Here is a 25,292-nt window from a genome sequence, read left to right as displayed (position 1 = left end):
GGACTCGGTACCGAGAGGAGTCGGTACTGAAAGGACCGCGGCCCGCGGCTTCAGTACTGGGACTGAAGGTGCTGCCAGAACCCGTCCCGCAGCGCCCGCCTCAGCACCGCATGCCCACGCAGCGACCGCTGGAGCACCCGCTCGGCCTCGATCAGCAGGTCCTGGTCCACGGGGCCGGGCAGATAGGGGTGGCCCGGCAGCAGCTCGGCCATGGGCTCCCGGCCGCGTTCGGCCAGCCAGGTCGCCGCGATCTGGGCCCCGACGAACCGCACCTCGTCGCGTGAGGGCGGCGGCGCCCCCTCGTTCTCGTACGTCGTGACGGGCCGGCGGGTGATGTAGGGCCGGCAGAAGTCCAGATCGAAGGTCCGCTGACTGTCCACCTCCCAGAGCAGCGGCTCGGCCTGATTGCGTCCGTCGGAGGCCTCGATACCCCACAGATGAACGCGTGCGCCGTAGCCCTGCGCCGCTTCGACCGCCGACACGAGGTCCTCGTCACCGCCCACCAGGGCCGCGTCACTGATCGCGCGGTGGCGTGCGAGCGACTCCAGGTCCGTACGGATGAGGGAGTCGACGCCCTTCTGCTGGTTGTTGGCGTTGAGATTGCCCAGCCGCACCTTGACGTCCGGGAGCTCGGCGATCGACTGCTGCTCCGCGGTGTGGATCCGTCTGCGGGCGCCGTCGTACCAGTAGACGCGCAGCAGTCGGCTGTCGGCGAAGATCGTGCGGGCCTTGTCGATGAAGGCCTCGATGAGCCCTTCCGCGTCCAGGTCGAAGGAGCGCCGGTCCTCGGTGCCCGCCACAAGCAACCCGGCCGCAGCATAGACGTAACCCGCGTCGACGAAGATGGCATGTGTGGACGGGGTCTTGGCGACCTCGGCGAGCATGCGAAGGAGCAGCTCGTTGGTGCGCTCCAGGCGGGCGCCGATCTCGTTGATCTCTGCGTCGTTCATACGGGACTCATTGTCCGTGGGCCCGCCCGTACCTGCCAGTAGTTAGGCATCCGAAAATTTTCCTTAGCGTAGGGAATGTTTGAAGGGTGCACGATGGTTGTAGACGTACAGAACACGAACGAACACAGACGGGTATCCGTCGCCAGTAGTTCTCCAGCAGGAGGATCAGACGAAGGGAGAAGCCATGCGCTTCGAAATCATGCGACTCGACGACGTCACCGGCACCGCCGTGGACAGCACCGTCGTGGACGCCGCCTCCGTCAACCGGATCGTGCAGCAGGCCGCAGCGACTGGTCAGCGCATCTACATCCGCCCGGCAGAAACCGCGGCCCTGTAAGACCGACAGCAGGGCCGGAGCAGTACCGACGACGCAGCGCCCCCGTACGGATGATCCGTACGGGGGCGCAGGTGTGTCCGGGGGCTGCCGGTGCACGGTGCGTGCGGGTGCGCCTCACGAGCTCTGGATGACCTGGGTGATGCCGTTGATGATCTGCTGCACGGCGATCGCGGAGAGCATCATGCCCGCCAGCCGCGTCACCAGGACGACACCGCCGTCCTTGATCAGCCGGATGATCACCAGCGAGTAGCGCATGGTCAGCCACAGCACCACGTGCATGGCGACGATGGCCGCCCACACCGAGACCTGCTGGGACGCCCCGTTCGCGTGCTGCACGGCGAGAATCACCGAGACGATCGCGCCGGGCCCGGCCAGCAGCGGCATGCCGAGCGGTACGAGCGCGACATTGACGTCCTTGGTCTGCTGCGGTTCGTCCGTCTTCCCGGTCAGCAGGTCGAGCGCGATGAGCAGCAGGAGCAGACCGCCCGCGATCATCAGCGCGGGAACGGAGACATGCAGATAGTCCAGGATCTGCTGCCCCAGGATGCCGAAGACGGTGATCACACCGAAGGCCACGGCGACCGCCTGCCACGCCATCCGGCGCTGGACCTTGGCGGGCCGCCCGGAGGTGAGGGCGAGGAAGATCGGGGTGATCCCGGGGGGATCCATGATCACGAAGAGGGTCAGGAAGAGGGAGCCGAAAACGGCAACGTCGAACACGGTGAGGCCTAGCGGGAAGAGGGGTGGAACAGAAGGGAAGGCAGGGAGAGGTCTGCGCGGGGCGAGCCGGTCGGCGCGCGCGGCGCAGCACACTCCGTGCGACAGAAGACGACGAAGAGCGGCAGAGCCTAGAGGCGCACTCCGCCGGTGCCGGGCACGGGGAAAGCACCGGTCGCCCGCCGGGTGATCTCGCCGTAGATCTCCGGGTCGGTCGTGAACTCGCCGAGCTCGCAGGTCTTGCGGCTGCCGTGGTAGTCGCTCGATCCGGTGGTCAGCAGCCCCAGCTCGGCGGCGAGACCGCGCAGCCGTACGCGGGTGGGCTCGTCGTGGTCCATGTGGTCGACCTCGATGCCGTCGAGACCGGCGGCGGCCAGTTCGGCTATCGCCTTCTCCGGCACCGTACGGCCGCGCTGGGCGGCTGCGGGGTGCGCGAAGACGGCCACTCCCCCGGCGGCCTTGACGAGCCGGATCGCCCTGAAGGGGTCCAGTTCGTGCTTGGTGATGTGCGCACGGCCGCCGTCGGCGATCCATTCGGGGGTGAAGGCGTCCGAGACGGTCGGCACGACACCGAGCTCGACGAGCGCGGAGGCGATGTGCGGTCGCCCGACGGAACCCTCTCCGGCGATCCGCGCCACGAGGTCCCACTCGACGGGTACGCCGAGCTCCTGGAGCTTGGTGACCATCGCCCGGGCACGCGGCACCCGGTCGTCGCGTACGAGCTCGCGCTCGCGCAGCAGATCCGGCTCGTCCGGGTCGAAGAGGTACGCCAGCAGATGCAGGCTGACCCCGTCGAGGGCGCAGGAGATCTCGGCGCCGGTGACCAGGGTCAGCCCCGCCTCGGGGAGCGCGTGGAGCGCGGCGATCGCCTCGGCGTGCCCGCGGGTGCTGTCGTGGTCGGTGAGTGCGACCACGTCCAGTCCGGCGGCAGCGGCCTTGCGGACCAGTTCGGCCGGGGTGTCCGTGCCGTCCGACGCCGTGGAGTGGGTGTGCAGATCGATGCGCACGACGCGAGGCTCCAGGGGCGGTGGGCGGACAGGGGACGGTCCAGTGTATCGGGCATACGAACAGCCTCAGGACGGGTGCGGGGCGGCCCGCACCCCGGCGTCAGCCTTCCGCGGGCCGCGCTCCCACGACCCACGGGTTCACGACAGAAGCCGCGGCGACAGGGCACCGCACGGCAGCAGTTCCACTTCCGCGCCCGCGTCCCGCAGATCGGTGAGGACCAACTCGTCGTACATCAGCAGCCCGGTCTGCTCCGGCCAGACGATCGCCCAGAGCCACAGCCCCCGCGCCTCGCCCGCGAAGACGGCCCGGTCGTCGGGTGCCCCGGCGACGTGCCACAGCGGCGTCGGCCGTCCGGCAGCCAGCACCTTGGCCTGCGGGGGCTTCTCCACGCTGATGTAGTGGCCCGGGTCGGGACCGTCGACCCCGGCGTAGCGCGCTCCGAGTCCGACGCCCAACTCCTCGGCGACGAGGATCAGTTCGCCCAGCCCGCCGAGCGGGCCCGGTCCGGAACAGGCGACGGCGGTTGCCCGCCCTCCGCTGCGGTCGTCGCCGGCGTAGGCCACGCCGCTGAAGAGCCAGCCGACGGGCAACGGCCACGGCATCCAGACGGGGACCTTCGCACGGTGCACCACCACACCCAGGGCCTCGACACTGGGCGGTATCACCGGCTGCAGCGGGTGCACCGTGCCGTGCACATCGCACTGCCAGGAGTCGGCGAAGAGACCGGGCGCCCTGACCCGGCCACCGCACTTCGGGCAACTGGGTTCGCCCCTCATACAGCCCAACGGTCCTACCCGGCAGACCTGCCGTCAAGGACGATCACCGGCTCGGCGTGAGCTTCCACCCGGTAAAAGTAGATGCATCTTGCATTCATTAGGCTGGCTAACCTATCGTGTGTACAACACAACGATCTACTCGAGAAGTCTGCAGAGGAGCTGTCCATGCGTGGAGAGGATCCGTTCGACGAGGGAGCGCCCAGCATCCTGCGCCAGCCCAAGGCCGTCTGGGCGACGGCGGGCGCATCGGTGGTGGCCTTCATGGGCATCGGCCTGGTGGACCCGATCCTGCCGTCCATCGCCAAGGGCCTGGAGGCGACGCCCAGCCAGGTGTCGCTCCTGTTCACCTCGTACTTCCTCATCACCGCCGTCGCCATGCTGGTGACCGGTTTCGTCTCCAGCCGTATCGGCGGCCGCAAGACCCTGCTCGCGGGGCTGACGCTCGTCATCGTCTTCGCCGCCCTGTCCGGGACCTCCGGTACGGTCGGCGAACTGGTCGGCTTCCGGGCCGGCTGGGGGCTCGGCAACGCCCTGTTCGTCTCGACCTCGCTCGCCGTCATCGTCGGTGCCGCCGCCGGCGGCAGCGCGGCGGCGATCCTGCTGTACGAGTCGGCGCTCGGCCTCGGCATGGCCTGCGGACCGCTGCTCGGCGCCGTGCTCGGCGACGCCAGCTGGCGCTACCCGTTCTTCGGCACCGCCGCCCTGATGGCCGTCGGATTCCTGTGCATCGCGGCGTTCCTGAAGGAGCAGCCCATACCGGCCCGCAAGACCTCGCTGCTCGACCCCGTCAAGGCACTCGGCCACGGCGGGCTCGCGTCCGCCGCGGCGTCGGCGTTCTTCTACAACTACGCGTTCTTCACGGTGCTGGCCTTCACGCCGTTCGTGCTGAACATGAGCCCGTACAAGTCCGGAGGGGTGTTCTTCGCCTGGGGCGTGCTGCTCGCGGTCTTCTCGGTGCTGGTCGCGCCGCGGCTCCAGCGGCGCTTCGGCTCGCTCAAGGTGCTGGGCGGCTCGCTGCTGCTGCTCGCCGCGGACCTCGTGATGCTCGGATACGGCAGCCACACCGCGGCCGTCGTCGGCACGATCGTCTCCGGTGCCTTCATCGGCCTGAACAACACCGTCTTCACCGAGCTGGCGCTCGGTGTCTCGGACGCGCCGCGACCGGTGGCCAGCGCCGGATACAACTTCGTCCGCTGGTTCGCCGCGGCCGCGGCGCCCTACTTCGCGCCCAAGATCGAGGAATGGACCGACATCCACATCCCGTTCGTGGTGGCCGCGGTCGCGGCGGTGATCGGCGCGGGCATCGTGTGGGTGCGGCGCACGTCCCTCAGCCACACGGCGGAGGAACTCCAGCCGGTGCACGCCACCCAGGACGGCGTCACGGTCTTCGCCAACTGACGGCCCTCACCGTCCGGCTCCCGGAAAACCCGGCCTGACAACGACTCAGAAAGGGTGTGCAGTAGCGGGGTTCAGTCCAGCGGTACGGACCTGCGCAGCGGATCGCGCAGGTCCGTACCGTGCGTCAGCCACCGCTCCTGGAGTTCCTGCGCCCCGTGCACCCGCTTCCAGGCCGCCTCGTTCGACGTCATCGGCAGCAGCGGCAGGAAACGCACCGGGTCCATGGGGTCGGCCAGTTCGAGATCCTCGACGAGCCCCCCGGGCTCGGCCACCAGCACCGAGCTGAAGGCCGCCGAGGTCCACAGCGGTTCACCGACGTCCAGCGAGGCGCCGGGCGCCACGACGACACCCTCGACCTGGGGGGACGCGGCGAGCACGGCGAGGGGCCGCAAGGCCTTGTCGGTGTCGGCGAGCCCGGCCCGGACGGAGAGGATCAACTCGGCGCGCGGACCCTTCACCGGGTCGGCCAGCGCGGCCGTGGGATCGGTCATCGGATGGGCGGACATGCCGAGTGTGGCGTATCGCACGACGTCCCCTCCGTCGTGGTCCTCGCTCCGGAACCTCAGCACCTCGATTCGGTCCGTACCCAGGAACGTCACCGCCGCGCGGGCGTCCGGCTCACCGAGTGCCGTACGCAACCGGGCCTCGACCAGATCAAGAACTTCTCCCATGCGGCGAGCATAAAGCGCGTATGGAACGGGCAAAACCAGGGATTGACCCTGAGGTGACTGCTAGTCTTGGCCGCTGGTCAGGGACGGCACGCAGAAGCGTGCTCTCCAGTCCCCGACGTCATGACTGTCCCTCACGGGGGACCGGCCGGAGGAGGTGGGGCTGCGGTGGATCGAAGTCGATCGTGCAGTACCAACCGCCCTTCCGCACCGTGTGTCTCCCCGGCGACCAGCGTCTCCTGGGTGATCTGAGGCCTCACCGCAGCGGCCCCACGGCACTTCGCACGACGGAAGAGCACTTCGTTTTTGCCTGTCTGTAGCGAACGCCGTCACCGCGACCACGCGGTGCCGCCCGCTTTGCGGACGTACGCATCACGTCCCCATTCCGGGCTGTGCCACGCCACTCGCCGACGGCCTCTCCGTGAAGGAGCAAGCCATGTCGATGATCCGTGACCTGCGCGCCGCGGTCCGTCCGTCCCTGCGCAAGAGCAACGCCCCGTACAACACGTACGACACCACGCGGGACCCCTCCGCCTCCAGCGCCGTGGTCGACTGCGCGGTCTACCGCGACGGGAGGCGGCTGGAGACCGACGCCTGCCAGACGCCGCACGAGGCCATGCTCCGTGTGCGCGAGGGCGGCGGCTTCGCCTGGATCGGGCTGCACGAGCCGACCGAGGCCGAATTCGCCGGTATCGCGGCCGAGTTCGGACTGCACCCCCTCGCCGTCGAGGACGCGGTCCACGCCCACCAGCGGCCCAAGCTGGAGCGGTACGACGACACGCTCTTCACCGTCTTCAAGACGATCCACTACGTCGAGCACGCCGAACTCACCGCGACGAGCGAGGTCGTGGAGACCGGCGAGGTCATGTGCTTCACCGGCCGGGACTTCGTCATCACCGTCCGGCACGGCGGCAAGGGCTCGCTGCGGGCGCTGCGTCACGGGCTTCAGAAGGACGCCGAGCTGCTGGCGAAGGGCCCCTCGTCGGTGCTGCACGCCATCGCCGACCATGTCGTCGACGGGTACATCGCGGTCGCGGGCGCGATGCAGGACGACATCGACGAGGTCGAGATCGATGTCTTCTCGGCTCCCGACAAGGGCAGCCCGCGCGGCAGCGACCCGGGACGGATCTACCAGCTCAAGCGCGAGGTGCTGGAGTTCAAGAGGGCCGTGTCGCCGCTGCTGCGGCCGATGCAGCTGCTCAGCGAGCGGCCGATGCGGCTGATCGACCCGGACATCCAGAAGTACTTCCGTGACGTCGCCGACCACCTCGCCCGGGTGCAGGAAGAGGTCATCGGCTTCGACGAGCTGCTCAACTCGATCCTCCAGGCCAATCTGGCGCAGGCGACGGTCGCCCAGAACGAGGACATGCGCAAGATCACCTCATGGGCGGCGATCATCGCCGTGCCGACGGCGGTCTGCGGGGTGTACGGCATGAACTTCGACCACATGCCGGAGCTGCACTGGAAGTACGGCTACGCGATGGTGATGACGGGCATCATCGGCGTCTGTCTCGTCATCCACCGCACCCTGAAGCGCAACGGCTGGCTGTAGATAGGCTGCGCGCATGACCGAACCTTCCGCCCGCTCCACCGGGGACGTCGCACTCCCCGACCAGGCGCTCGTCGAGGAAGCCACCAAGAAGTCGGGCCTCGTCTGGGTCCGGGGCGGAGGTCCCGCGCGGGCGCTCTGGCACGTGTGGCACGAGGGCGCCCTGCATCTCGTGGGCGACGGGCCCGGCGAGCAGCCGCTGCCGCAGCTGGTGGACGGCGGTACGGCCGAGGTCACCGTGCGCAGCAAGGACAAGGGCGGACGGCTCGTCGTGTGGACGGCCGCGGTGTCCGAGCTGGAGCCGCACGCGCCGGCGTGGGAAGCGGCGGTCGCCGAGCTCAAGGGCAAGCGGCTGAACGCGCCGGACGCGGAGGTGATGACGGAGCGGTGGGCGCGCGAGTGCCGTGTCCTGCGACTCGAACCGCGCGCCGCGACCACGGACCTGGGGTCCACCTCGCTGGCCGAGCCGCCGCTCCCCACGCCGGCGACGACCCGCCGTCCGGCGCCTGCCGGGCTTCCACGACTGCTGGTCGGCCGTAAGAAGAAGCGCGGCTGAGAGCTGCTGTGGGCGCCGCGGCCGCATCCGTCCCGCTGAAGCCCCTGCCGCCCGGCTCCCCGGCTGCCTGAGCCCCAGCGGCTCGGGGCCCGGCCGCCGGCCGTCCCGGCCTCAGCCGCCGGACGATCCCGACTGGCTGTTCGTCTTCGGGAGCTGGCCGCCGTAGTCGACCGTCTCCTCCTTCGACGGCGCCTTCAGCGTGAAGTCCTTGCCCCAGTCCCCGAGCGTCAGCACACCGGCCCCGCCGGCCCGCGCGAACTGAAGGGGATAGGGCTCGCCCTCCAGGGAGACGTCGAGCGTGCCGCCCGCGCCCTCCCCGGCCGTCACCTTGATCGCGCGGACACCGCCGACCTTCGTACGGTCGCCCTTGCTCAGCTCGCCCTGCATGCCGAGCAGCCCATCCAGCAGAACGTCCATGTCCGTGAAGCCGCGGAACTGGTTGTACGCCGGGTCGCCCTCGGGGACCTTCACATACTTGTCGTCGAGCTTGTCCGCCGCCTCGTCGTCACTCTCGCCCGGCTTCGCGTCTCCCTTGCCGTCCTCGGGGTTCCAGAAACCCGCGTCGGCCTTCAGATAGAGCGCCTTGCCGATCCGCAGCAGTTCGAAGGTGTTGTCCTTCGAGGTGACGGAGCCGGTGCCGCCGTCGTGCTTGAGCCGCATGTTCAGCTTGTAGGTGCCGCCCTTGCTGACGAGGGTGCCCGACAGCCGTACGGCCGTCGCGGCGTCGGCCGCGGTCTTCGCCTTCGTCTCGATCTCGGCGGCGGAGAGCTTGCCGATTCCGTTGGTCCCCGCGTCCGGGTCCTCGCCTCCGCATGCCGTGAGCGCCACGGCCAGTCCGGCGCACATCGCCACGGCGAGCGCGGCCCTGCGAGCCTGAGGAACCGGGGGGAGAAGAGTCACCGGCGCACTGCCTCTCATCTGCTTGTCATGGGTGGCAGACGGCAGCGTACCCGTGCGGAGCGGGCCGCTCCGCAGGGAGCCGTACGGACGTCGGCCAGGGGCGGCACGCATCGGTACGGGCTAGCCTGAAGCCCACGATCAGAGGCAATTCCCGGCAAAATCCGGCGAGTGAGGAGGGCGGAGACGGTGGCAGGCGCCCCTCGGATCTTCGTGTCCCACCTCGCGGGTGTGCCCGTCTTCGACCCGCAGGGCGACCAGGTGGGCCGGGTGCGCGACCTCGTCGCGATGCTGCGGGTGGGGCGGCGGCCGCCGCGGCTGCTCGGTCTGGTCGTCGAGGTGCTCAGCCGCCGCCGGATCTTCCTCCCGATGACCCGCGTCACCGGTGTGGAGTCTGGCCAGGTCATCACCACCGGCGTACTGAACGTGCGCCGGTTCGAGCAGCGGCCCACGGAGCGGCTGGTACTCGGTGAACTGCTCGACCGCCGCGTACAGCTGGTGGACAGCGGCGAGGAGGTCACCGTCCTCGACGTCTCGATCCAGCAGCTGCCGGCCCGCCGCGACTGGGAGATCGACAAGGCGTTCGTCCGCAGGGGCAGGGCGGGGGCACTGCGGCGCAGGGGAGAGACCCTGACCGTCGAGTGGTCGGCGGTGACCGGCTTCTCGCTCGACGAGGACGCGCAGGGCGCCGAGAGCCTGGTCGCCACCTTCGAGCGGATGCGCCCGGCCGACCTCGCCAATGTGCTGCACCACCTGTCGCCGAAACGGCGCGCGGAGGTCGCCGCCGCCCTCGACGACGACCGGCTGGCCGACGTGCTGGAGGAGCTGCCGGACGACGACCAGATCGAGATCCTCGGCAAGCTCAAGGAGGAGCGGGCCGCCGACGTGCTGGAGGCCATGGACCCGGACGACGCGGCCGACCTGCTCTCCGAGCTGCCCGAGGAGGACCAGGAGCGCCTGCTCACCCTGATGCGGCCGGACGACGCCGCCGATGTGCGCCGCCTGCTGTCGTACGAGGAGCACACGGCCGGCGGTCTGATGACCACGGAACCGATCGTGCTGCGGCCGGACGCGACGGTCGCCGACGCCCTGGCGCGGGTACGCCAGCAGGACCTCTCCCCCGCGCTCGCCGCGCAGGTGTATGTGTGCCGCCCGCCGGACGAGACGCCGACGGGCAAGTACCTCGGCACCGTCCACTTCCAGCGGCTGCTGCGGGACCCGCCGTTCACCCTGGTCAGTTCCCTCGTCGACAGCGATCTGCCGCCGCTCTCGCCCGGCACCCCGCTGCCGGCGGTCACCAGCTATCTCGCGGCGTACAACATGGTCGCGGCGCCGGTCGTCGACGAGGGCGGCTCGCTGCTCGGAGCGGTGACCGTCGACGACGTCCTGGACCATCTGCTGCCGGAGGACTGGCGGGAGACGGAGTTCGAGGAGTCCGCCCATGGGTAGCGGCGGCGAGAGCGGTCCGGGAGAGCGCGGCGACACGAGGGAGCGGCTGCCGTCGGGAGCGAGCGCCGCGCCCCGCCCGCGGGTCCGGCTCGATCAGCCCCGCGCGCCGCGGCGCACTCTGCTGCCGGAGTACGACCCGGAGGCCTTCGGCCGGTTCTCCGAGCGGATCGCCCGCTTCCTGGGCACGGGACGGTTCATCGTCTGGATGACGGTGATCATCATCATGTGGGTGGTGTGGAACGTCAGCGCGCCCGCCGGTCTGCGCTTCGACGAGTACCCCTTCATCTTCCTGACCCTGATGCTGTCGCTCCAGGCGTCGTACGCCGCTCCCCTGATCCTGCTGGCGCAGAACCGCCAGGACGACCGTGACCGGGTCACCCACGAGCAGGACCGCAAGCAGAACGAGCGGTCGATCGCGGACACCGAGTACCTCACCCGGGAGATCGCCGCGCTGCGCATGGGCCTCGGCGAGGTGGCCACCCGCGACTGGATCCGCTCGGAACTCCAGGACCTCGTGAAGGAGATGGAGGAGCATCGCGCCGTATTCCCGTACGAGCGCGCCTCGGGGCGTGACGAAAGCGACCGCTGACGGCCTTACCGGCGGTGGTGGTCAGCGCCGTACCATCATCGGTATGGCTACGGAAGACGCGGTGCTTGAGGCACTGGCGACGGTGAACGACCCCGAGATCAACCGACCGATCACCGAACTCGGCATGGTCAAATCAGTCGGGATCGAGGCGGACGGCGCGGTCGCGGTCACGGTGTACCTCACCGTCTCCGGCTGCCCGATGCGCGAGACGATCACCAAGAACGTGACGGACGCGGTCGCCCGCCTCGACGGCGTCACGCGCGTCGACGTCACGCTGGATGTGATGAGCGACGAGCAGCGGCGCGATCTCGCGTCGTCGCTGCGCGGCGGTACGGCCGAGCGTGAGGTGCCGTTCGCCCAGCCCGGCTCGCTGACCAGGGTGTACGCGGTCGCCTCCGGCAAGGGCGGGGTCGGCAAGTCCTCCGTGACGGTGAACCTCGCGGCCGCGATGGCCGCCGACGGCCTGAAGGTCGGTGTCGTGGACGCCGACATCTACGGTCACTCGGTGCCCCGGATGCTGGGTGCCGACGGCCGTCCCACCCAGGTCGAGAACATGATCATGCCGCCGTCCGCGAACGGCGTGAAGGTCATCTCGATCGGCATGTTCACCCCGGGCAACGCCCCGGTGGTGTGGCGCGGCCCGATGCTGCACCGCGCGCTCCAGCAGTTCCTCGCCGACGTGTACTGGGGCGACCTGGACGTCCTGCTGCTCGACCTGCCCCCGGGCACCGGCGACATCGCGATCTCGGTGGCGCAGCTGGTACCGAACGCGGAGATCCTGGTGGTGACGACCCCCCAGCAGGCCGCGGCGGAGGTCGCGGAGCGGGCCGGCTCGATCGCCGTCCAGACCCATCAGAAGATCGTCGGCGTCGTCGAGAACATGTCGGGCCTGCCGTGCCCGCACTGCGACGAGATGGTCGACGTCTTCGGCAGCGGCGGTGGCCAGCGGGTCGCCGAGGGCCTGACGAAGACCACGGGCGCGACCGTGCCGGTGCTGGGTTCGATTCCGATCGACGTACGCCTGCGTGAGGGCGGCGACGAGGGCAAGCCCGTCGTGCTCACCGACCCCGACTCCCCCGCGGGCTCCGCCCTGCGCGCGATCGCGGGCAAGCTGGGCGGCCGCCAGCGCGGTCTGTCGGGCATGTCGCTGGGGATCACCCCGCGGAACAAGTTCTGAGCGGTCCGGCGCCGGGTGGTCCCACGGCGGGCCCACCCGCCGCGGGAGGTGCCTGAGCCCCGTGGTCCCGCGTCCGGACGGGCTTGATCGTCAAGCCCGTCCGGTGCCGTCAGGACGGGATGTACGAGGCCAGGTCCCCGACCGCCGAGAAGCCGAGACCGTAGGCGCTCATCCCGCGCCCGTACGCGCCGATGTGCACCCCTGTCCGGGTGGAACCGGCCAGCACCCAGCCGAACTCCGACTCGCGGTAGTGGAAGGGCGTCGGCTCACCGTCGACCGGCAGCGAGAGCGCGGACCAGGCCGGTCCGCTCATGTCGTCGGCCAGCTCGAAGGCGGTCTCGGTCTGCTGGTCCAGCCAGTCGTCACGCAGCGAGTGGTCCAGCTGGGCGGGCCAGGTGTGGGCCAGCAGTCCCGAGCCGGCCAGCCAGGCCGCGGAGGAAACCGTGGTGGCGTCCAGGACGCCCGTGCCGTCACCGCTGCGGCGTACGGGGCTCGCCGCGACGGTGATGACCACCGCGAAGCGTTCCTTCTCCGTACCGGCCGCCTCCGAGCGTATCGACGGCTCGTCGCCGTGCCCCATCGCGCCGTGCTGGACCGTACCGTCAGCGGCCGCGCCGACCTGCATCAGCCAACGCGGGCCCGTGAAGGCCTCGTCCAGTCCGTACCAGGGGAACGGTGCCTTCAGATATCCGTCGACCGTGCGCCGGGCCGCGGCACCCGCCTTGCCCTCCGGTGCCGTCGTACGCTGCGCACCGGGAGCGGGGGAATCGCTGACCGTGCTCTGAGCCGCTGGTCGACTTGTCGTCTCCATCTACCCGGCCGCCTCCTCTGTGTCCGAGGTCCGGAGCGGACCCGCCCCCCTCGGGCGTCCTCGCGTCCTGACAGATGGAGAGAATAGCCACCCTGTCCCGGCTCGCAGGGATTGACGGTACTCAGGTGGCGTCTGCGTCGAAGGGCGGCCGCTCGTCCTGATCGACCTTTTCGCTCTTCTTCAGCAGGTCGGGGGTGCCGGAGGAGGCCCCCGTGGAGCCGTCGGCGTGGGAGACCGCGGCCGGCACGGAACGGTCCGCGCCGGAGCCGTTCACCGCGTCCGCGACGTCGTTCATCTCTTTCTTGAGATCGAAGGAGCTGCGGAGCTCCTTGAGCTCCTTCAGGTCCTCGTTCTCGTTCAGCTGCTTGCGGATGAACGTCTTCGGGTTGAGGTCCTCGAATTCGAAGTCCTTGAACTCCGGCCCCAGTTCGGTGCGGATGTCCTCCTTGGCGCTCTCGGAGAACTCGCGGATCTTGCGGATGAAGCGGGTGACGTCCTGAATGACCTTGGGCAGCTTGTCGGGTCCGAAGACGAGCACGGCGAGCACGATGATCGTGACCAGCTCCAGTGCGCCTATGTCATTGAACACCCTGCTGCTCCTCGTGTTCTCTGTGGCCCGCAGATCGGATGGGTGCCGGGCCCGAACCACGGTACCCGGCGGAACTTCCGTGCGTCACGCGCCGTCGGCGGAGCCGAGGGTCAGTGTCATCGTCCGTTCCTTCCCGGCGCGGACCACGGTCAGCTCCAGACGGTCGCCCGGGCGGTGGGAACGGATCTTGACGATCAGCTCTTCGCCGCTGTGCACCCGCTGGCCGTCGACCTTGGTGATCACGTCACCGGCCTTGATGCCGGCCTTGGCCGCGGGACCGCCGGCCGAGACCGACCCGGAACCGTCCTTGCCCTTCTCGCCCACGCGCGCGCCGTCGCCGCTGTACTTCATGTCGAGGCTCACGCCGATCACCGGGTGCGTGGCCTTGCCGGTGTTGATCAGCTCCTCGGCGACGCGCTTGCCCTGATTGATCGGGATGGCGAAGCCGAGGCCGATCGATCCGGCCTGGCCGCCTTCCGCGCCCGCCGTGTCGGCGGCGCGGATCGCGCTGTTGATGCCGATGACGCGGGCCTTGGTGTCCACCAGCGGGCCGCCGGAGTTGCCCGGATTTATGGGGGCGTCGGTCTGGAGGGCGTCGACATAGCTGACGTCACTGCCGTCGCCCTTCTCCCCGCCCGCGGTGATCGGCCGTTCCTTGGCGCTGATGATCCCGGAGGTGACCGTGTTCTGGAGGTCGAAGGGGGCGCCGATGGCCACGACCGGGTCGCCGACCTGGACGCTGTCGGAGTTGCCGAGCGGCAGGGGCTTGAGCCCGGAGACACCCGCGACCTTGACGACGGCGAGGTCGTAGCCGCTGTCCTTGCCGACGAGGGTCGCCTTCGCCGTCTCGCCCCCGCTGAACGTGACGGAGATCTCACCGGCGGCGCCCGCCGGGTCGACGACATGGTTGTTGGTGAGGATGTGGCCCTGCTCATCCAGGACGAAGCCGGTGCCGGTGCCCTGTTCGCCGCCGCCGCTCACATGGAGGGTGACGACACTGGGCAGGGCGCTGGAGGCGATACCGGCCACGCTGTCGGGCGCGCGGTCGCCGTTGTCCCGGGGAGCCTGCTGCAACTCGACCTGGGTGATACCGCCGTTGCGCTCGATGTACGCGCCGATCCCGCCGCCTATGCCGCCGGCGAGCAGCGCCACGACGAGGGCGCCCACCAGCAGCGAACCACGACGGCTGCGCTTCTTGGCGGGCTCACCGGGGTGGCTGAGCGGGGCGGCGCCGGGGGCGCTCCACGGGTCGTACTGGAGCCACAACGAGGGCTGCTGGTGCGCACCCTGGGGCTGGGCCTGCGCGTGGTGCGCGCCGTGAGCCTGCGGCTGCGGGTGATGCGGGACGTGGGTCTGCGACTGCGGGTGGTGCGCATCGGGCTGGGCGTGCGGGTGCGGGTGGTGAGCACCTGGGGCATGCGCAGGCGCATCGGGCTGGGCGTGCGAAGGCGCGGGGGGAGGCGTCTGCTGGTGCGCCGGCGGGGCGAAGGCTCCGCCCTCGGCGGCCTGCCCCGCGCCGTGCGGTGCCGTGTACTGCGGAGGTACGGACGTGCCCTGCGCGGGAGTCGGCGCAGGCCGCTGGACGGGCGGGGCGGGCGCCCAGGGGCCCGGTCCGCCGTACGGCGGCGTGCTGTAGGCGTCCGGCTCGTGCAGCGGCTGCGGACGCTGCTGCTCGGGCACCGGTGCGGTGACGGGCTCGGCAACCGGAGCGACGGCGGGTTCGGCGACGGGTCCGGCGCCGGTCTCGGGTGCCTCGGCGCCGACGGGATCGGCCGCCGTCTGCGACTGCGCGCCCACTGCGGATGCCGCGACCGTTCCGGAGGCCGCGACCGGCACCGGCGGGAGGTGCTGCGTCTCGGATTCGCCATGAGCGGCACGTCCCGCGCTGGGCCGGCTCCACCACTTCGCCTTGGGTCCGGTGGGCTTCCCGTCGTCCATGCTCTCCCCGCAAACTGCCGACCACGGCGGCACCCCTGTGCGGTACCCCTCGGAAGATTCAACCAGGTTTGCGAATCCGCGCGCAGTGCCCGGTCAGCGCCGGGTCGTCAGGGACTGCGCGGGCTGCGTGGGGGCAATGAGGTGCGTGGGAGCCGGTGTTGCGTTCGCCTGGATGCCGACGGCGGACGCGAGCTGGAAGGCCGAGCCCGTCGGACGTATCAACGACGGTGCTGTGAACAGAGAGTTCACCACGGCCGGAACGGCGAGGGCGGGGTCCGGGGCGGCCGTCGCGGTCCCCATGTCGGGATCCGAGAGGCCGATGGGACGGTTCTCGGACCTGGCCTGGGCGTTGCTCCCGGCGCGGCGGCGATCGTACTCCGTGCTCCTGACGGATCCGGGCGCGGACGTCGACGAGGTGCCGCCGCCCGTCGTGCCGGAGCCGGCGGTGGCACGCAGCGGCGTCACGCTGTTCCCGGCGCCGCCGCCCCTGGGGTTCGCCTGGACGGAGGAGTCCAGCGGCAGCGAGCCGCCGAGGGCGATCGCGGCGAAGGAGACCGCGCTCGCTGCCGCGAACGCGAACCTGCGGCCGCGCCAAGGGGAGCGCTCGGCTTCCTGACGTCCTACTTCATGGATACGGAAACCGCTCGATCCTCCGGGGAGGAACGCGGCATGCGCGCCCTCGGGGACGTATCCGAACGTCTCCGAGCGGGGGTCGCCGGTTCTACCCGCGGACGGACTCAGCGCTCCGAACACGGCTTCGGTCATGGGTCCGCGGCCGAACGGGCCGTCCCTGCCGTCGTCACCGTCGGACGGTCCGGCGGGCAGGCCCTGGAGCCGCGCCAGCAGCCCCTCGGAGGGCGGCGGTGGTGCGGTGTGGGCGAAGACGTCCTTCAGCCGTCGCTGGGCGTCGGCTTCGGCCTTGCACTTGGGGCAGGTCGCCAGATGGGCGAGCACACGGTCCCGGGCGTCGTGTTTCAGCTCACCGTCGACAAGCGCGGCGAGCCGGTCCCCCAGGTGCTGCTCTGCAGGGGTCGGGCTGGAGCCACTCACGCCGTTCCGACCTCCCCTGCCATACCGACCGCGGCCGTCAGCGTCCGCTGTTCGGCACGGGCCTCGGGGGAACGGTGCTGAAGTGCCTTGCGCAGATGCGAGCGCCCACGGTGGATCCGGCTGCGGACCGTGCCGAGCTTGACGCCCAGGGTCGCGGCGATCTCCTCGTAGGACAGACCCTCGATGTCGCACAGAACCACGGCGGCACGGAACTCGGGCGCGAGGGTGTCCAGCGCCTGCTGGACGTCGGCGTCGAAGTGCGTGTCGTTGAAGACCTGCTGCGGGGACGGCTCACGGCTGGGCAGCCGCTCGGCCGCGTCGTCGCCGAGCGCGTCGAAGCGGATGCGCTGCTTCCTGCGGACCATGTCCAGGAAGAGGTTCGTGGTGATGCGGTGCAGCCAGCCCTCGAAGGTGCCCGGCGTGTACGTCGACAGCGAGCGGAAGACACGGACGAAGACCTCCTGTGTGAGGTCCTCGGCGTCGTGCTGGTTGCCCGTGAGGCGGTACGCGAGACGGTAGACGCGACCGCTGTGCGTGCTGACGATCTCCTCCCACGTGGGAGGCGTCCACGCCTGCGATTCCGCATCCGATGCGAAGGTCGCTGTAGTTGCGGAGTCGGCTGTGCGAGAACGGTCAGCAATGTCGGTCACGGATCTCGGCTCACCCGGTGACCTGAGGAAGCGCTTCAGCACTCCTCTCCGATCCGCAGGTGCAGCCGCACCTCCCCTGTCGGCTCTGGTGGTGTCCAGCGGAGCCCCTACCATAGCCACCTCGCCCGTTAGCTCCGGATAAGAATCTTTACGCGAATTTGGGTGCTGCTTCCGACCCTGGTCCATGTACTCCCCCCGCCTTCATAACGCCCGGTCCCATCAGCGGGTTCCCGGGCGCAACGGATACAGTCAGCGTCGCGCCAACTACGGGGACAGGAGAGGGTCATTACCGCCAACCGGCAGACGAGCTGGGCGTTCGCCGACGCCTTTGTCGCCGAGGACGACGCACTGCGCTGGGCCCGTGACCGGTCCCGGGAGTCAGGGCTCGCCTCGGTGTCGCCAGGCACCGGCGCAGCGCTGCGCCTGCTCGCTGCCACCGCCGACGCGAAGGCGGTCGCGGAGATCGGTACGGGGACAGGCGTCTCCGGGATCTATCTGCTCCAGGGCATGCGGCACGACGGCGTCCTGACCACCGTCGATCCCGAGCCGGACCGGCAGCAGTTCGCGAAGCAGGCCTTCCGCGCGGCGGGGTTCGCGGGCAACCGCGCCCGCTTCATCCCCGGCCGCGCCCTCGACGTCCTCCCCCGCCTCGCGGACGGGGGCTACGACCTCGTGTTCTGCGACGGCGACCGTATGGAGTCGCTGGACTGTCTCGCTGAATCGTTGCGCCTGCTCCGACCTGGGGGTCTTGTGTGCTTCGAAGGCGTCTTCGCGGATGGCCGCACAGTCGACTCCGCGGCCCAGCCGGCGGAGGTGCTGCGCCTGCGCGAACTGCTGCGCGCGGTCCGGGAGAGCCAGGAGCTGCTTCCGTCCCTGCTGCCGGTGGGCGACGGTCTGCTCTGCGCGGTCCGCCGGGGCTGACCCCGCCGACCGCAGCGCCCGACCCGCGACACCTTCCCGCGACGCACCCTCGCCATTCCCGGTCCGCGAGTTCCCCTCGTCCCGGAGCCCGTCGACGTTCCTACCGGCTCGCGTCGTTCGGAAACCACACTGCCCCGGCACCAAGCGTGCCGGGGCAGTGAAAAGTGTGGGGCTTCCGCGTCAGCCGACGACCTTCTTCAGGGCGTCGCCGAGAGCATCGGCTTCGTCCGGTGTCAGCTCGACAACAAGCCGACCGCCGCCTTCGAGCGGAACGCGCATGACGATGCCCCGCCCCTCCTTGGTCACCTCGAGCGGGCCGTCGCCCGTCCGCGGCTTCATGGCCGCCATGCTCGTTCCCCTTCCTGAAACCAGCTCATCGGCCGACAACCCAGGTGTCACCGGCATCGAACACAGTGCTTCCAGGTCATTATCCCGCATGGCGGGACCCGATGACCAACATCAGTCGGCATCGCTTAGGCAACGCGCTCGCGCAAAACCACTCAATTCGGCGATCCGCCTGCGATACTTCGCCGCCCTCCGCACCGAAGCCGCTCGAGATTGCCGGAAGATTGTTAGACGCAGGTCACATGCCCACCCGCCGCGATCTCCGCCATGCTGGCCCTGGACACCACCGCTGAGCCGTAAAGGGGACCTGCCATGGCCGACTCCGTGCTGTACGAGGTGAGCGACGGACTCGCGACGATCACGATCAACCGGCCCGAGGCCATGAACGCGATGAACACCGAGGCGAAAGTCGCTCTGCGGGACTCGGCGGAGGCAGCCGCCGCCGATCCTGCCGTACGGGCGGTTCTGCTGACGGCGACCGGGCGCGCGTTCTGCGTGGGCCAGGACCTCAAGGAGCACATCTCGCTGCTCGCCGAGGACAAGGCCTCGGGCAGCGGCCACACCATGAACACGGTGCGGGAGCACTACAACCCCGTCGTGCGTGCGCTGACCGGGATGCCGAAGCCTGTCGTCGCGGGGATCAACGGCGTGGCCGCCGGGGCCGGCCTCGGCTTCGCGCTCGCGGCGGACTACCGGGTCGTCGCCGACACCGCCTCCTTCACGACCTCGTTCGCGGGGGTGGCGCTGACGGCGGACTCCGGCGTCTCCTGGACGCTGCCGCGGCTGATCGGCCAGAGCCGGGCCGCCGACCTGCTGCTCTTCCCGCGGTCCTTCTCCGCGCAGGAGGCGTACGAGCTGGGCATCGCGAACAAGCTCGTCCCGGCGGACCAGCTGGCCGCGGAGGCCGCGGCGGTGGCCCGCGCGCTGGCGGCCGGGCCGACCGTGGCGTACGCCGCGCTCAAGGAGTCGCTCGCCTACGGCGCCGGGCACACGCTCGACGAGACGCTGGAGAAGGAGGACGAGCTCCAGACGCTGGCGGGCGCGTCGGAGGACCACACCATCGCGGTGCAGGCCTTCGTCGCCAAGGAGAAGCCGAAGTACCTGGGTCGTTAAGGCCTCTCGTCAGGTGGCCCGGCCGCCCGAGGCGGAGCCTCTGGCCATGCAGTCGGCCAGGTGGTCGTCGACCAGGCCGCACGCCTGCATCAGGGCGTAGGCCGTCGTGGGTCCGATGAAACGCAGGCCCTGCTTCTTGAGGGCCTTGGCGAGCGCCGTGGACTCGTCGGTGACGGCAGGGACGTCGGCGACGGTCCGCGGCGCCGGCCGGGAAGCCGGGTCGGGTGCGTACGACCAGATGAGCGCATCCAGCTCGCCGGGCGGCCGTCCGGCGAGCACCCGCGCGTTGGCGAGGGTCGCCTCGATCTTGGCGCGGTTGCGGATGATCCCCTCGTCCGCGAGGAGGCGCTCCTTGTCCGCGTCGGTGTACTGCGCGACCGCCGCGATCGCGAAGTCGTCGAAGGCCCGGCGGAAGCCCTCGCGCCGGCGCAGGATCGTGATCCAGGACAGTCCGGACTGGAAGGCCTCCAGGCACAGCCGCTCGAAGAGCGCGTCGTCGCCGTGGACCGGCCGGCCCCACTCCTCGTCGTGGTACCTGACGTAGTCCTCGGTGGACAGTCCCCAGGGGCAGCGCAGCCGTCCGTCGGGCCCCGCCACCGCCCCGCCGGTCACTGCTCGGAGTCCTCGTCGGGCTTGCCGAAGCGGTCCTCGGGCTCGTCGAAGCGGTCTCCGCGCCGGAAGCGGTCACCGGGTTTGGCGAAGGGGTCGCCGGGTCCGGAGAAGAGGTCCGCCGTGCCGACCGCGGTCGCCTGCGCACCCGCCAGGGCGGACTCCAGCTCGGCGATACGGGCGTCGCGCTCGGCGAGCTCCGCCCCGAGGCGGCCCAGCACGTCGTCCACGTCCGCCATCCGGTAGCCGCGCATGCCCACCGGCAGCCGCAGCGCCTCCACGTCCGCGCGGCCGACGGGCCGGGACTCGGGAAGGGGATCGACCAGCTGCTCGGGCGCGGCCTCGGGCAGCGCCGCGCTGTCGCCGCCGCCGACCACGGCGAGCGTGACCGCGGCGACCACCACGACCATCGCGATCAGCAAGAACAAGAACACGGGCGAACCCTCTCCACCGAACGGAATCTGTCCGCTGCTGATCGTGCCACGACCGTCCGGCGGTTAGGGTCGCAGGCGGACGAACCGAGGAGGAAACAGCTGATGCTGCGGCTGGGCCAGCGCGAATTCGACGCGCACGAGCCGGTGATCATGGCGATCGTGAACCGTACGCCCGACTCCTTCTACGACCAGGGCGCGACGTTCCGCGACGAGCCCGCGCTCGCCCGGGTCGAGCAGGCGGTGGCCGAGGGAGCCGCGATCATCGACATCGGCGGGGTGAAGGCCGGGCCCGGCGCCGAGGTCACCGCCGAGGAGGAGGCGCGGCGGACGGTCGGCTTCGTGGCCGAGGTGCGCAAGCGGTTCCCGGACGTGGTGATCAGCGTCGACACCTGGCGGCACGATGTCGGCGAGGCCGTCTGCGAGGCGGGAGCGGACCTGCTGAACGACGCGTGGGGCGGGGTCGACCCCAAGCTGGCCGAGGTCGCGGCGCGGTACGGCGCCGGTCTGGTGTGCACGCACGCGGGCGGCGCCGAGCCGCGTACGCGCCCGCACCGGATCGCGTACGACGACGTCGTCGCGGACATCCTGAGGGTGACGCTGTCACTGGCGGAGCGGGCCGTGGAGCTGGGCGTACGGCGCGACGCGATCATGATCGACCCCGGACACGACTTCGGGAAGAACACGCGCCATTCGCTGGAGGCGACGCGACGGCTCGGCGAGATGGTGGAGACGGGCTGGCCCGTGCTGGTCTCGCTGTCCAACAAGGACTTCGTCGGGGAGACGCTGGACCGCCCGGTGAAGGAGCGCGTGATCGGGACGCTGGCGACGACCGCCGTGTCGGCATGGCTGGGGGCGCAGGTGTACCGGGTCCACGAGGTGGCGGAGACCCGCCAGGTGCTGGACATGGTGGCCACGATCGCGGGCCACCGGCCGCCGGCGGTGTCCCGCAGGGGCCTGGCCTAGGACCTGTCGGTCGCCGGACGGGGCGTCCGGCGACCGAGGTCCGAGGGGGCGGTGTCTAGTGACCCGTCTCCTTCGTCACCAGGGACACGGCCTCCTCCACGTCGTCCGTCACGTGGAAGAGCACCAGGTCCTTCTCCGACGCCTTCCCCTGCGCCACGACCGTGTGGCGCAGCCAGTCCACCAGGCCGCTCCAGTACGCCGTACCGAAGAGCACGATCGGGAAGCGGGTCACCTTGCCCGTCTGGACGAGGGTCAGCGCCTCGAACAGTTCGTCCAGCGTGCCCAGGCCGCCCGGCAGGACCACGAAGCCCGAGGCGTACTTCACGAACATCGTCTTGCGGACGAAGAAGTAGCGGAAGTTCACGCCGATGTCGACGTGCGGGTTGAGGCCCTGCTCGTAGGGGAGCTCGATGCCGAGGCCCACCGAGATGCCCTTGGCCTCCCGCGCACCGCGGTTCGCGGCCTCCATCGCCCCCGGGCCGCCGCCCGTGATCACCGCGAAACCGGCCTCGACCAGCGCCTTCCCGATCCGGATGCCCGCCTCGTACTCGGGTGAGCCGGGCGCCGTGCGGGCGGAGCCGAAGACACTGATCGCGCTGGGCAGTTCGGCGAGCGCGCCGAAGCCCTCCACGAACTCCGACTGGATGCGCATGACCCGCCAGGGATCGGTGTGCACCCACTGGGAGTCGCCCTCGGTGTCCAGCAGCCGCTGGTCGGTGGTGCCGGGCTGCACCTGGTCCCTGCGGCGCAGCACCGGCCCCAGTCGCTGCTCCTCCAGCGCCTGCAAACCCTCGGGGTTGCCCATGACCTGCTCCCTCCGCCGAACATCGTTGCTTTGGGTCAGGGTAGGTCGGAGAACGTTACGAAATGTGAAATCCCGGCGGTCAGGAGGTGAGCCAGTCACGCAGCCGCTGCTCGCAGTGCACGATCTTGTCCACCTCGACGTGCTCGTCCCGCTTGTGCGCGTAGAGCGGGTCGCCCGGTCCGTAATTGACCGCCGGGACCCCGAGCGCGCTGAAACGGGACACGTCGGTCCACCCGAACTTCGGTCGCGCGCTCCCGCCCACGGCCTCCATGAACGCGGCGGCGGCCGGGTGGGAGAGTCCGGGCAGCGCACCGCCGGTGTGGTCGTCCACCACGAACTCCGCGACGCCGCAGCCGGCGAAGACCTCGCGGACGTGGGCCACGGCCTCCTCCTCGCTGCGGTCCGGCGCGTACCGGTAGTTGACGACGACCGTGCACGCGTCCGGGATGACGTTGGTGGCGACGCCGCCCTCGATCCCCACCGCGTTGAGGCCCTCGTGGTACTCCAGTCCGTCGATCACCGGCCGGCGCGGCTCGTACGCGGCGAGGCGGGCCAGGATCGGCGCCGCCGCGTGGATGGCGTTGGACCCCATCCAGCTGCGCGCGGAGTGGGCCCGCTCCCCCGCCGTACGGAGGTGGACCCGCAGGGTCCCCTGGCAGCCGCCCTCGACCTCGCCGTACGACGGCTCCAGCAGGATGGCGAAGTCGCCCCGCAGCCACTCGGGGTGGGCCTCGGCCACATGTCCCAGACCGTTGAGGTGGGCGGCGACCTCTTCGTTGTCGTAGAAGACGAAGGTGAGATCGCGGTTGGGCTCGGGGACGGTCGCGGCCATCCGCAGCTGGAGCGCCACACCCGACTTCATGTCGCTGGTGCCGCAGCCCCAGAGGATGCCGTCGTCGTCGAGCCGTGAGGGCACGTTGTCGGCGATCGGGACCGTGTCGATGTGACCGGCGAGGATGACCCGCTCGGTGTGCCCGAGGTTCGTGCGCGCCACCACGTTGTTGCCGTGCCGGTCGACCGTGAGGTGCGGGAAGGCGCGCAATGCCTGCTCGATGGCGTCCGCGAGGGGCTTCTCCTCGCCGCTGACGGAGCGGAAATCGACCAGTGCGGCGGTCAGCGCCGGGGCATCAAGAGTGAGGTCAAGCACGGTTTCAGGCATGCCTCCGACCCTAGCGCGGGCTCCAGTACGGTGGGCACGTGCCCGAGACCGCCTCCCCCCTCCGGCGCGGCCGCCTCCCGCGCTTCGCGGCCGCGTTCGCCGTGCTGCTGGCAGTGGCCGGTTATGTCGCCGTGCAGTACGTGTCCGGCGGGGGCACCCCCCGCTGCACCGTGCGCGCCGCCTCGGGCTCGGACGGTCCGAGCTATGAACTCACCACCGAGCAGGCCGCGAACGCCGCGACCATCTCCGCCGTGGGCACCACCCGCGGCATGCCGGAGCGCGCGGTCACCATCGCGCTCGCGACCGCACTTCAGGAGTCGGGGCTGCGCAACATCGAGCACGGCGACCGTGACTCGCTCGGCCTGTTCCAGCAGCGTCCGTCCAAGGGATGGGGCACGACGGCCCAGATCCTCGACCCGGTGTACTCGTCGGGGAAGTTCTACGCCCACCTCGCGGAGGTCCCCGGCTACTCGCGCCTCCCGCTGACCGTCGCCGCGCAGCGCGTGCAGCGCAGCGGCTTCCCGCAGGCGTACGCCAAGCACGAGCCGGACGCCACCCTGCTGGCCGCCGCACTCACCGGGCGCACGAGCGGCGCGCTGACGTGCGACCCGGGCACGTCCACGGAAGCCGGCGACCCGGCCAGGGTGCGCGCCGAACTGGTGCGCGCGTTCGGGCCCGGGGTCACGCCGAAGTCCCCTGCCGCTGCGGGGGCTCCGGGCGCCGGCGAGGTGTCCGTACCGGTGGCGTCCACGGTCGCCGCGGACGGCGGCGGGGCATCCCGGCAGGGCTGGGAGCTGGCGCACTGGGCGGTGGCCCGGGCGGACGGTCTGCGGATCGAGGAAGTGTCGTACGGCGGCAAGGTGTGGAGCGCGAAGGAGTCCGGCAGGGGCTGGCATTCCGCCGCGGCGTCCGCGGCCGGTCCGGCGGGGAATTCGCGCCAGGAATCCGGCACGGATGCCGACCCGGGTGAAGTTCGAATTCGCATCGCACGCTGATACGAGCGCTCCCCCGGATGGGGAACGCCCGGCCGCTCACACCAGGGTGTGACCCGGGCGTTTGCACTCACCATCACCCTTGCGGGAAATCCCTTGCGGCCACGGCGAAGTGACGGTTCGGCGACCCCTTGCGCAATGGAATGTTTGCCCGTCTTTATCCGGGACTGATAATGCGACGCATTACCAACTCTTTACCTTCGCGTACCGCAACTTCCCCCTCCCCCCGAACGGTTGTCACTGCGTCCGAGGGCCGGAAGCGGCGCCGGACAGGCACAACCACACCGTCCTTCTCGTCTCAAGGAGCATCATGTCCCTCCCCCTGACCCGTCGGATCGCCCGTGCCGCGCTGCTCATCGCGGCGGGTGCAGCCCCCGTGGTCGGTGCGGCCGGCTCCGCAAGCGCCGTGGACCTTCCGCAGGCTCCGGTCGGCAGCCTGACCGCTCTCGACGCCGAGGGCGTCACCGGCACCCTCGACGGTGCCACCCAGAAGTCCACCGAGGTGGCCGGCCAGACTGGTGGCTCCGCCGTGAAGAAGGCCGTCCCGGCCGCGGGCAAGACCGTCGGCAAGACCGGCAAGGCGGCGACCCCGGTCGCCCAGAAGGCCGCCGGTGACGCCGCGGGCAGCGCGGGCGACGTCCTCGGTGAGACGGCCGGCGGAGCCACCGACTCCCTGGGCGGCGGCGGCCTGCCGACGGACGCGCTCGCCGGTGGCGGCCTGCCCACCGACCAGCTGCCGGTGAAGGACCTGCCGCTCGGCTGATCACCGCGGCACGACGCGGGGCCGGACGACGGAGGGGCCCCGGGAGCACGAACTCCCGGGGCCCCTCCGTGCCGTGTCG

Annotated in this window: 28 protein-coding genes; 12 read left to right on the top strand and 16 right to left on the bottom strand. The window is 70.6% G+C overall.

What is annotated here, in order from left to right; genetic code table 11:
- Window positions 1–50: 50 nt before the first annotated feature.
- Window positions 51–950 (bottom strand): NYN domain-containing protein, encoded by a 900-nt coding sequence (locus OHA05_RS23865; protein WP_313944267.1) that lies wholly within the window; start codon window positions 948–950, stop codon window positions 51–53.
- Between the two features lie 184 nt (window positions 951–1,134).
- Here OHA05_RS23865 and OHA05_RS23860 point away from each other — a divergent pair, with 184 nt between their 5' ends.
- Entirely contained in the window at window positions 1,135–1,287 is a 153-nt protein-coding gene (locus OHA05_RS23860) for a hypothetical protein (RefSeq protein WP_313944268.1), read from the top strand.
- 114 nt (window positions 1,288–1,401) lie between these two features.
- Here OHA05_RS23860 and OHA05_RS23855 read toward each other — a convergent pair whose 3' ends face one another.
- From OHA05_RS23855 to OHA05_RS23845, 3 genes are all read right to left on the bottom strand, one after another.
- Complete coding sequence (locus OHA05_RS23855; RefSeq protein ID WP_313944269.1) at window positions 1,402–2,007, bottom strand: MarC family protein; 606 nt, start codon at window positions 2,005–2,007, stop codon at window positions 1,402–1,404.
- Between the two features lie 128 nt (window positions 2,008–2,135).
- A complete protein-coding gene (locus OHA05_RS23850) occupies window positions 2,136–3,011 on the bottom strand; it encodes a PHP domain-containing protein (protein WP_313944270.1) in 876 nt (291 codons plus the stop codon).
- Window positions 3,012–3,149: 138 nt separating this feature from the next.
- Complete coding sequence (locus tag OHA05_RS23845; protein WP_313944271.1) at window positions 3,150–3,788, bottom strand: DUF6758 family protein; 639 nt, start codon at window positions 3,786–3,788, stop codon at window positions 3,150–3,152.
- Between the two features lie 165 nt (window positions 3,789–3,953).
- Between OHA05_RS23845 and OHA05_RS23840 the strand changes: the two genes are divergently transcribed.
- Window positions 3,954–5,186 (top strand): MFS transporter, encoded by a 1,233-nt coding sequence (locus OHA05_RS23840; RefSeq protein WP_328861663.1) that lies wholly within the window; start codon window positions 3,954–3,956, stop codon window positions 5,184–5,186.
- Window positions 5,187–5,257: 71 nt separating this feature from the next.
- On the opposite strand, the gene OHA05_RS23835 is transcribed toward OHA05_RS23840, so the two are convergent.
- Window positions 5,258–5,857: a suppressor of fused domain protein gene (locus OHA05_RS23835; RefSeq protein ID WP_328861662.1), complete on the bottom strand. Its 600-nt coding sequence runs from the start codon at window positions 5,855–5,857 to the stop codon at window positions 5,258–5,260.
- A gap of 433 nt (window positions 5,858–6,290) precedes the next feature.
- Between OHA05_RS23835 and OHA05_RS23830 the strand changes: the two genes are divergently transcribed.
- Together OHA05_RS23830 and OHA05_RS23825 are read left to right on the top strand one after the other, a co-directional pair.
- Window positions 6,291–7,406 (top strand): magnesium and cobalt transport protein CorA, encoded by a 1,116-nt coding sequence (locus OHA05_RS23830; protein ID WP_313944274.1) that lies wholly within the window; start codon window positions 6,291–6,293, stop codon window positions 7,404–7,406.
- A gap of 13 nt (window positions 7,407–7,419) precedes the next feature.
- Window positions 7,420–7,959: a hypothetical protein gene (locus tag OHA05_RS23825; RefSeq protein WP_328861661.1), complete on the top strand. Its 540-nt coding sequence runs from the start codon at window positions 7,420–7,422 to the stop codon at window positions 7,957–7,959.
- 111 nt (window positions 7,960–8,070) lie between these two features.
- Here the strand turns inward: OHA05_RS23825 and OHA05_RS23820 are convergent, their stop codons facing one another.
- On the bottom strand, window positions 8,071–8,859 hold the full coding sequence (locus tag OHA05_RS23820) for a hypothetical protein (RefSeq protein ID WP_313944276.1): 789 nt from the start codon (window positions 8,857–8,859) through the stop codon (window positions 8,071–8,073).
- Window positions 8,860–9,045: 186 nt separating this feature from the next.
- On the opposite strand from OHA05_RS23820, the gene OHA05_RS23815 reads away from it, so the two are divergent.
- Genes OHA05_RS23815 through OHA05_RS23805 form a run of 3 tightly spaced genes read left to right on the top strand, consistent with a single transcriptional unit; the run spans window position 9,046 to window position 12,071 of the window.
- Window positions 9,046–10,305, top strand: a complete 1,260-nt coding sequence (locus tag OHA05_RS23815; protein WP_313944277.1) for a magnesium transporter MgtE N-terminal domain-containing protein — start codon at window positions 9,046–9,048, stop codon at window positions 10,303–10,305.
- The gene (locus OHA05_RS23810) at window positions 10,298–10,894 is read left to right on the top strand and encodes a DUF1003 domain-containing protein (RefSeq protein ID WP_313944278.1); all 597 of its coding nucleotides are present in this window, start codon (window positions 10,298–10,300) and stop codon (window positions 10,892–10,894) included. The genes OHA05_RS23815 and OHA05_RS23810 overlap by 8 nt, the downstream gene beginning before the upstream one ends.
- A 43-nt stretch (window positions 10,895–10,937) precedes the next feature.
- Window positions 10,938–12,071, top strand: a complete 1,134-nt coding sequence (locus tag OHA05_RS23805; protein WP_313944279.1) for an Mrp/NBP35 family ATP-binding protein — start codon at window positions 10,938–10,940, stop codon at window positions 12,069–12,071.
- 109 nt (window positions 12,072–12,180) lie between these two features.
- On the opposite strand, the gene OHA05_RS23800 is transcribed toward OHA05_RS23805, so the two are convergent.
- From OHA05_RS23800 to sigE, 5 genes are all read right to left on the bottom strand, one after another.
- Window positions 12,181–12,882, bottom strand: coding sequence for a hypothetical protein (locus OHA05_RS23800; protein ID WP_313944280.1), 702 nt, complete (start codon window positions 12,880–12,882; stop codon window positions 12,181–12,183).
- 121 nt (window positions 12,883–13,003) lie between these two features.
- Entirely contained in the window at window positions 13,004–13,471 is a 468-nt protein-coding gene (locus OHA05_RS23795) for a sec-independent translocase (protein ID WP_313944281.1), read from the bottom strand.
- Between the two features lie 84 nt (window positions 13,472–13,555).
- Complete coding sequence (locus OHA05_RS23790; protein WP_328861660.1) at window positions 13,556–15,409, bottom strand: trypsin-like peptidase domain-containing protein; 1,854 nt, start codon at window positions 15,407–15,409, stop codon at window positions 13,556–13,558.
- Between the two features lie 93 nt (window positions 15,410–15,502).
- Window positions 15,503–16,459, bottom strand: coding sequence for an anti-sigma factor family protein (locus tag OHA05_RS23785; protein ID WP_328861659.1), 957 nt, complete (start codon window positions 16,457–16,459; stop codon window positions 15,503–15,505).
- Window positions 16,456–17,223, bottom strand: coding sequence for an RNA polymerase sigma factor SigE (sigE, locus tag OHA05_RS23780; RefSeq protein ID WP_328861658.1), 768 nt, complete (start codon window positions 17,221–17,223; stop codon window positions 16,456–16,458). The genes OHA05_RS23785 and sigE overlap by 4 nt, the downstream gene beginning before the upstream one ends.
- A gap of 129 nt (window positions 17,224–17,352) precedes the next feature.
- On the opposite strand from sigE, the gene OHA05_RS23775 reads away from it, so the two are divergent.
- Window positions 17,353–18,030, top strand: coding sequence for an O-methyltransferase (locus tag OHA05_RS23775; RefSeq protein ID WP_313948879.1), 678 nt, complete (start codon window positions 17,353–17,355; stop codon window positions 18,028–18,030).
- Window positions 18,031–18,210: 180 nt separating this feature from the next.
- Here the strand turns inward: OHA05_RS23775 and OHA05_RS23770 are convergent, their stop codons facing one another.
- A complete protein-coding gene (locus OHA05_RS23770) occupies window positions 18,211–18,378 on the bottom strand; it encodes a DUF3117 domain-containing protein (protein WP_003966491.1) in 168 nt (55 codons plus the stop codon).
- Window positions 18,379–18,687: 309 nt separating this feature from the next.
- On the opposite strand from OHA05_RS23770, the gene OHA05_RS23765 reads away from it, so the two are divergent.
- A complete protein-coding gene (locus tag OHA05_RS23765; RefSeq protein WP_328861657.1) occupies window positions 18,688–19,488 on the top strand; it encodes an enoyl-CoA hydratase/isomerase family protein in 801 nt (266 codons plus the stop codon).
- Window positions 19,489–19,497: 9 nt separating this feature from the next.
- On the opposite strand, the gene OHA05_RS23760 is transcribed toward OHA05_RS23765, so the two are convergent.
- Entirely contained in the window at window positions 19,498–20,100 is a 603-nt protein-coding gene (locus OHA05_RS23760; protein ID WP_313944286.1) for a DNA-3-methyladenine glycosylase I, read from the bottom strand.
- On the bottom strand, window positions 20,097–20,531 hold the full coding sequence (locus OHA05_RS23755) for a DivIVA domain-containing protein (protein ID WP_313944287.1): 435 nt from the start codon (window positions 20,529–20,531) through the stop codon (window positions 20,097–20,099). The genes OHA05_RS23760 and OHA05_RS23755 overlap by 4 nt, the downstream gene beginning before the upstream one ends.
- A gap of 102 nt (window positions 20,532–20,633) precedes the next feature.
- On the opposite strand from OHA05_RS23755, the gene folP reads away from it, so the two are divergent.
- Window positions 20,634–21,494, top strand: a complete 861-nt coding sequence (gene folP / locus OHA05_RS23750) for a dihydropteroate synthase (RefSeq protein ID WP_328861656.1) — start codon at window positions 20,634–20,636, stop codon at window positions 21,492–21,494.
- Between the two features lie 55 nt (window positions 21,495–21,549).
- On the opposite strand, the gene OHA05_RS23745 is transcribed toward folP, so the two are convergent.
- Window positions 21,550–22,299 (bottom strand): TIGR00730 family Rossman fold protein, encoded by a 750-nt coding sequence (locus OHA05_RS23745; protein WP_328861655.1) that lies wholly within the window; start codon window positions 22,297–22,299, stop codon window positions 21,550–21,552.
- A 79-nt stretch (window positions 22,300–22,378) separates the two neighbouring features.
- Window positions 22,379–23,458: a succinyl-diaminopimelate desuccinylase gene (gene dapE / locus OHA05_RS23740; protein WP_313944290.1), complete on the bottom strand. Its 1,080-nt coding sequence runs from the start codon at window positions 23,456–23,458 to the stop codon at window positions 22,379–22,381.
- A gap of 38 nt (window positions 23,459–23,496) precedes the next feature.
- Here dapE and OHA05_RS23735 point away from each other — a divergent pair, with 38 nt between their 5' ends.
- Together OHA05_RS23735 and OHA05_RS23730 are read left to right on the top strand one after the other, a co-directional pair.
- Window positions 23,497–24,453: a hypothetical protein gene (locus OHA05_RS23735; RefSeq protein ID WP_328861654.1), complete on the top strand. Its 957-nt coding sequence runs from the start codon at window positions 23,497–23,499 to the stop codon at window positions 24,451–24,453.
- Between the two features lie 307 nt (window positions 24,454–24,760).
- Complete coding sequence (locus OHA05_RS23730) at window positions 24,761–25,213, top strand: ATP-binding protein (RefSeq protein WP_328861653.1); 453 nt, start codon at window positions 24,761–24,763, stop codon at window positions 25,211–25,213.
- Window positions 25,214–25,292: the final 79 nt, after the last annotated feature.

It is taken from the genome of Streptomyces sp. NBC_00306 (assembly GCF_036169555.1).
GTDB classification, from domain to species: domain Bacteria; phylum Actinomycetota; class Actinomycetes; order Streptomycetales; family Streptomycetaceae; genus Streptomyces; species Streptomyces achmelvichensis.
The sequence above is the reverse complement of the archived record's forward strand: the minus strand, read 5'-3'. Positions and strand labels throughout refer to the sequence as shown.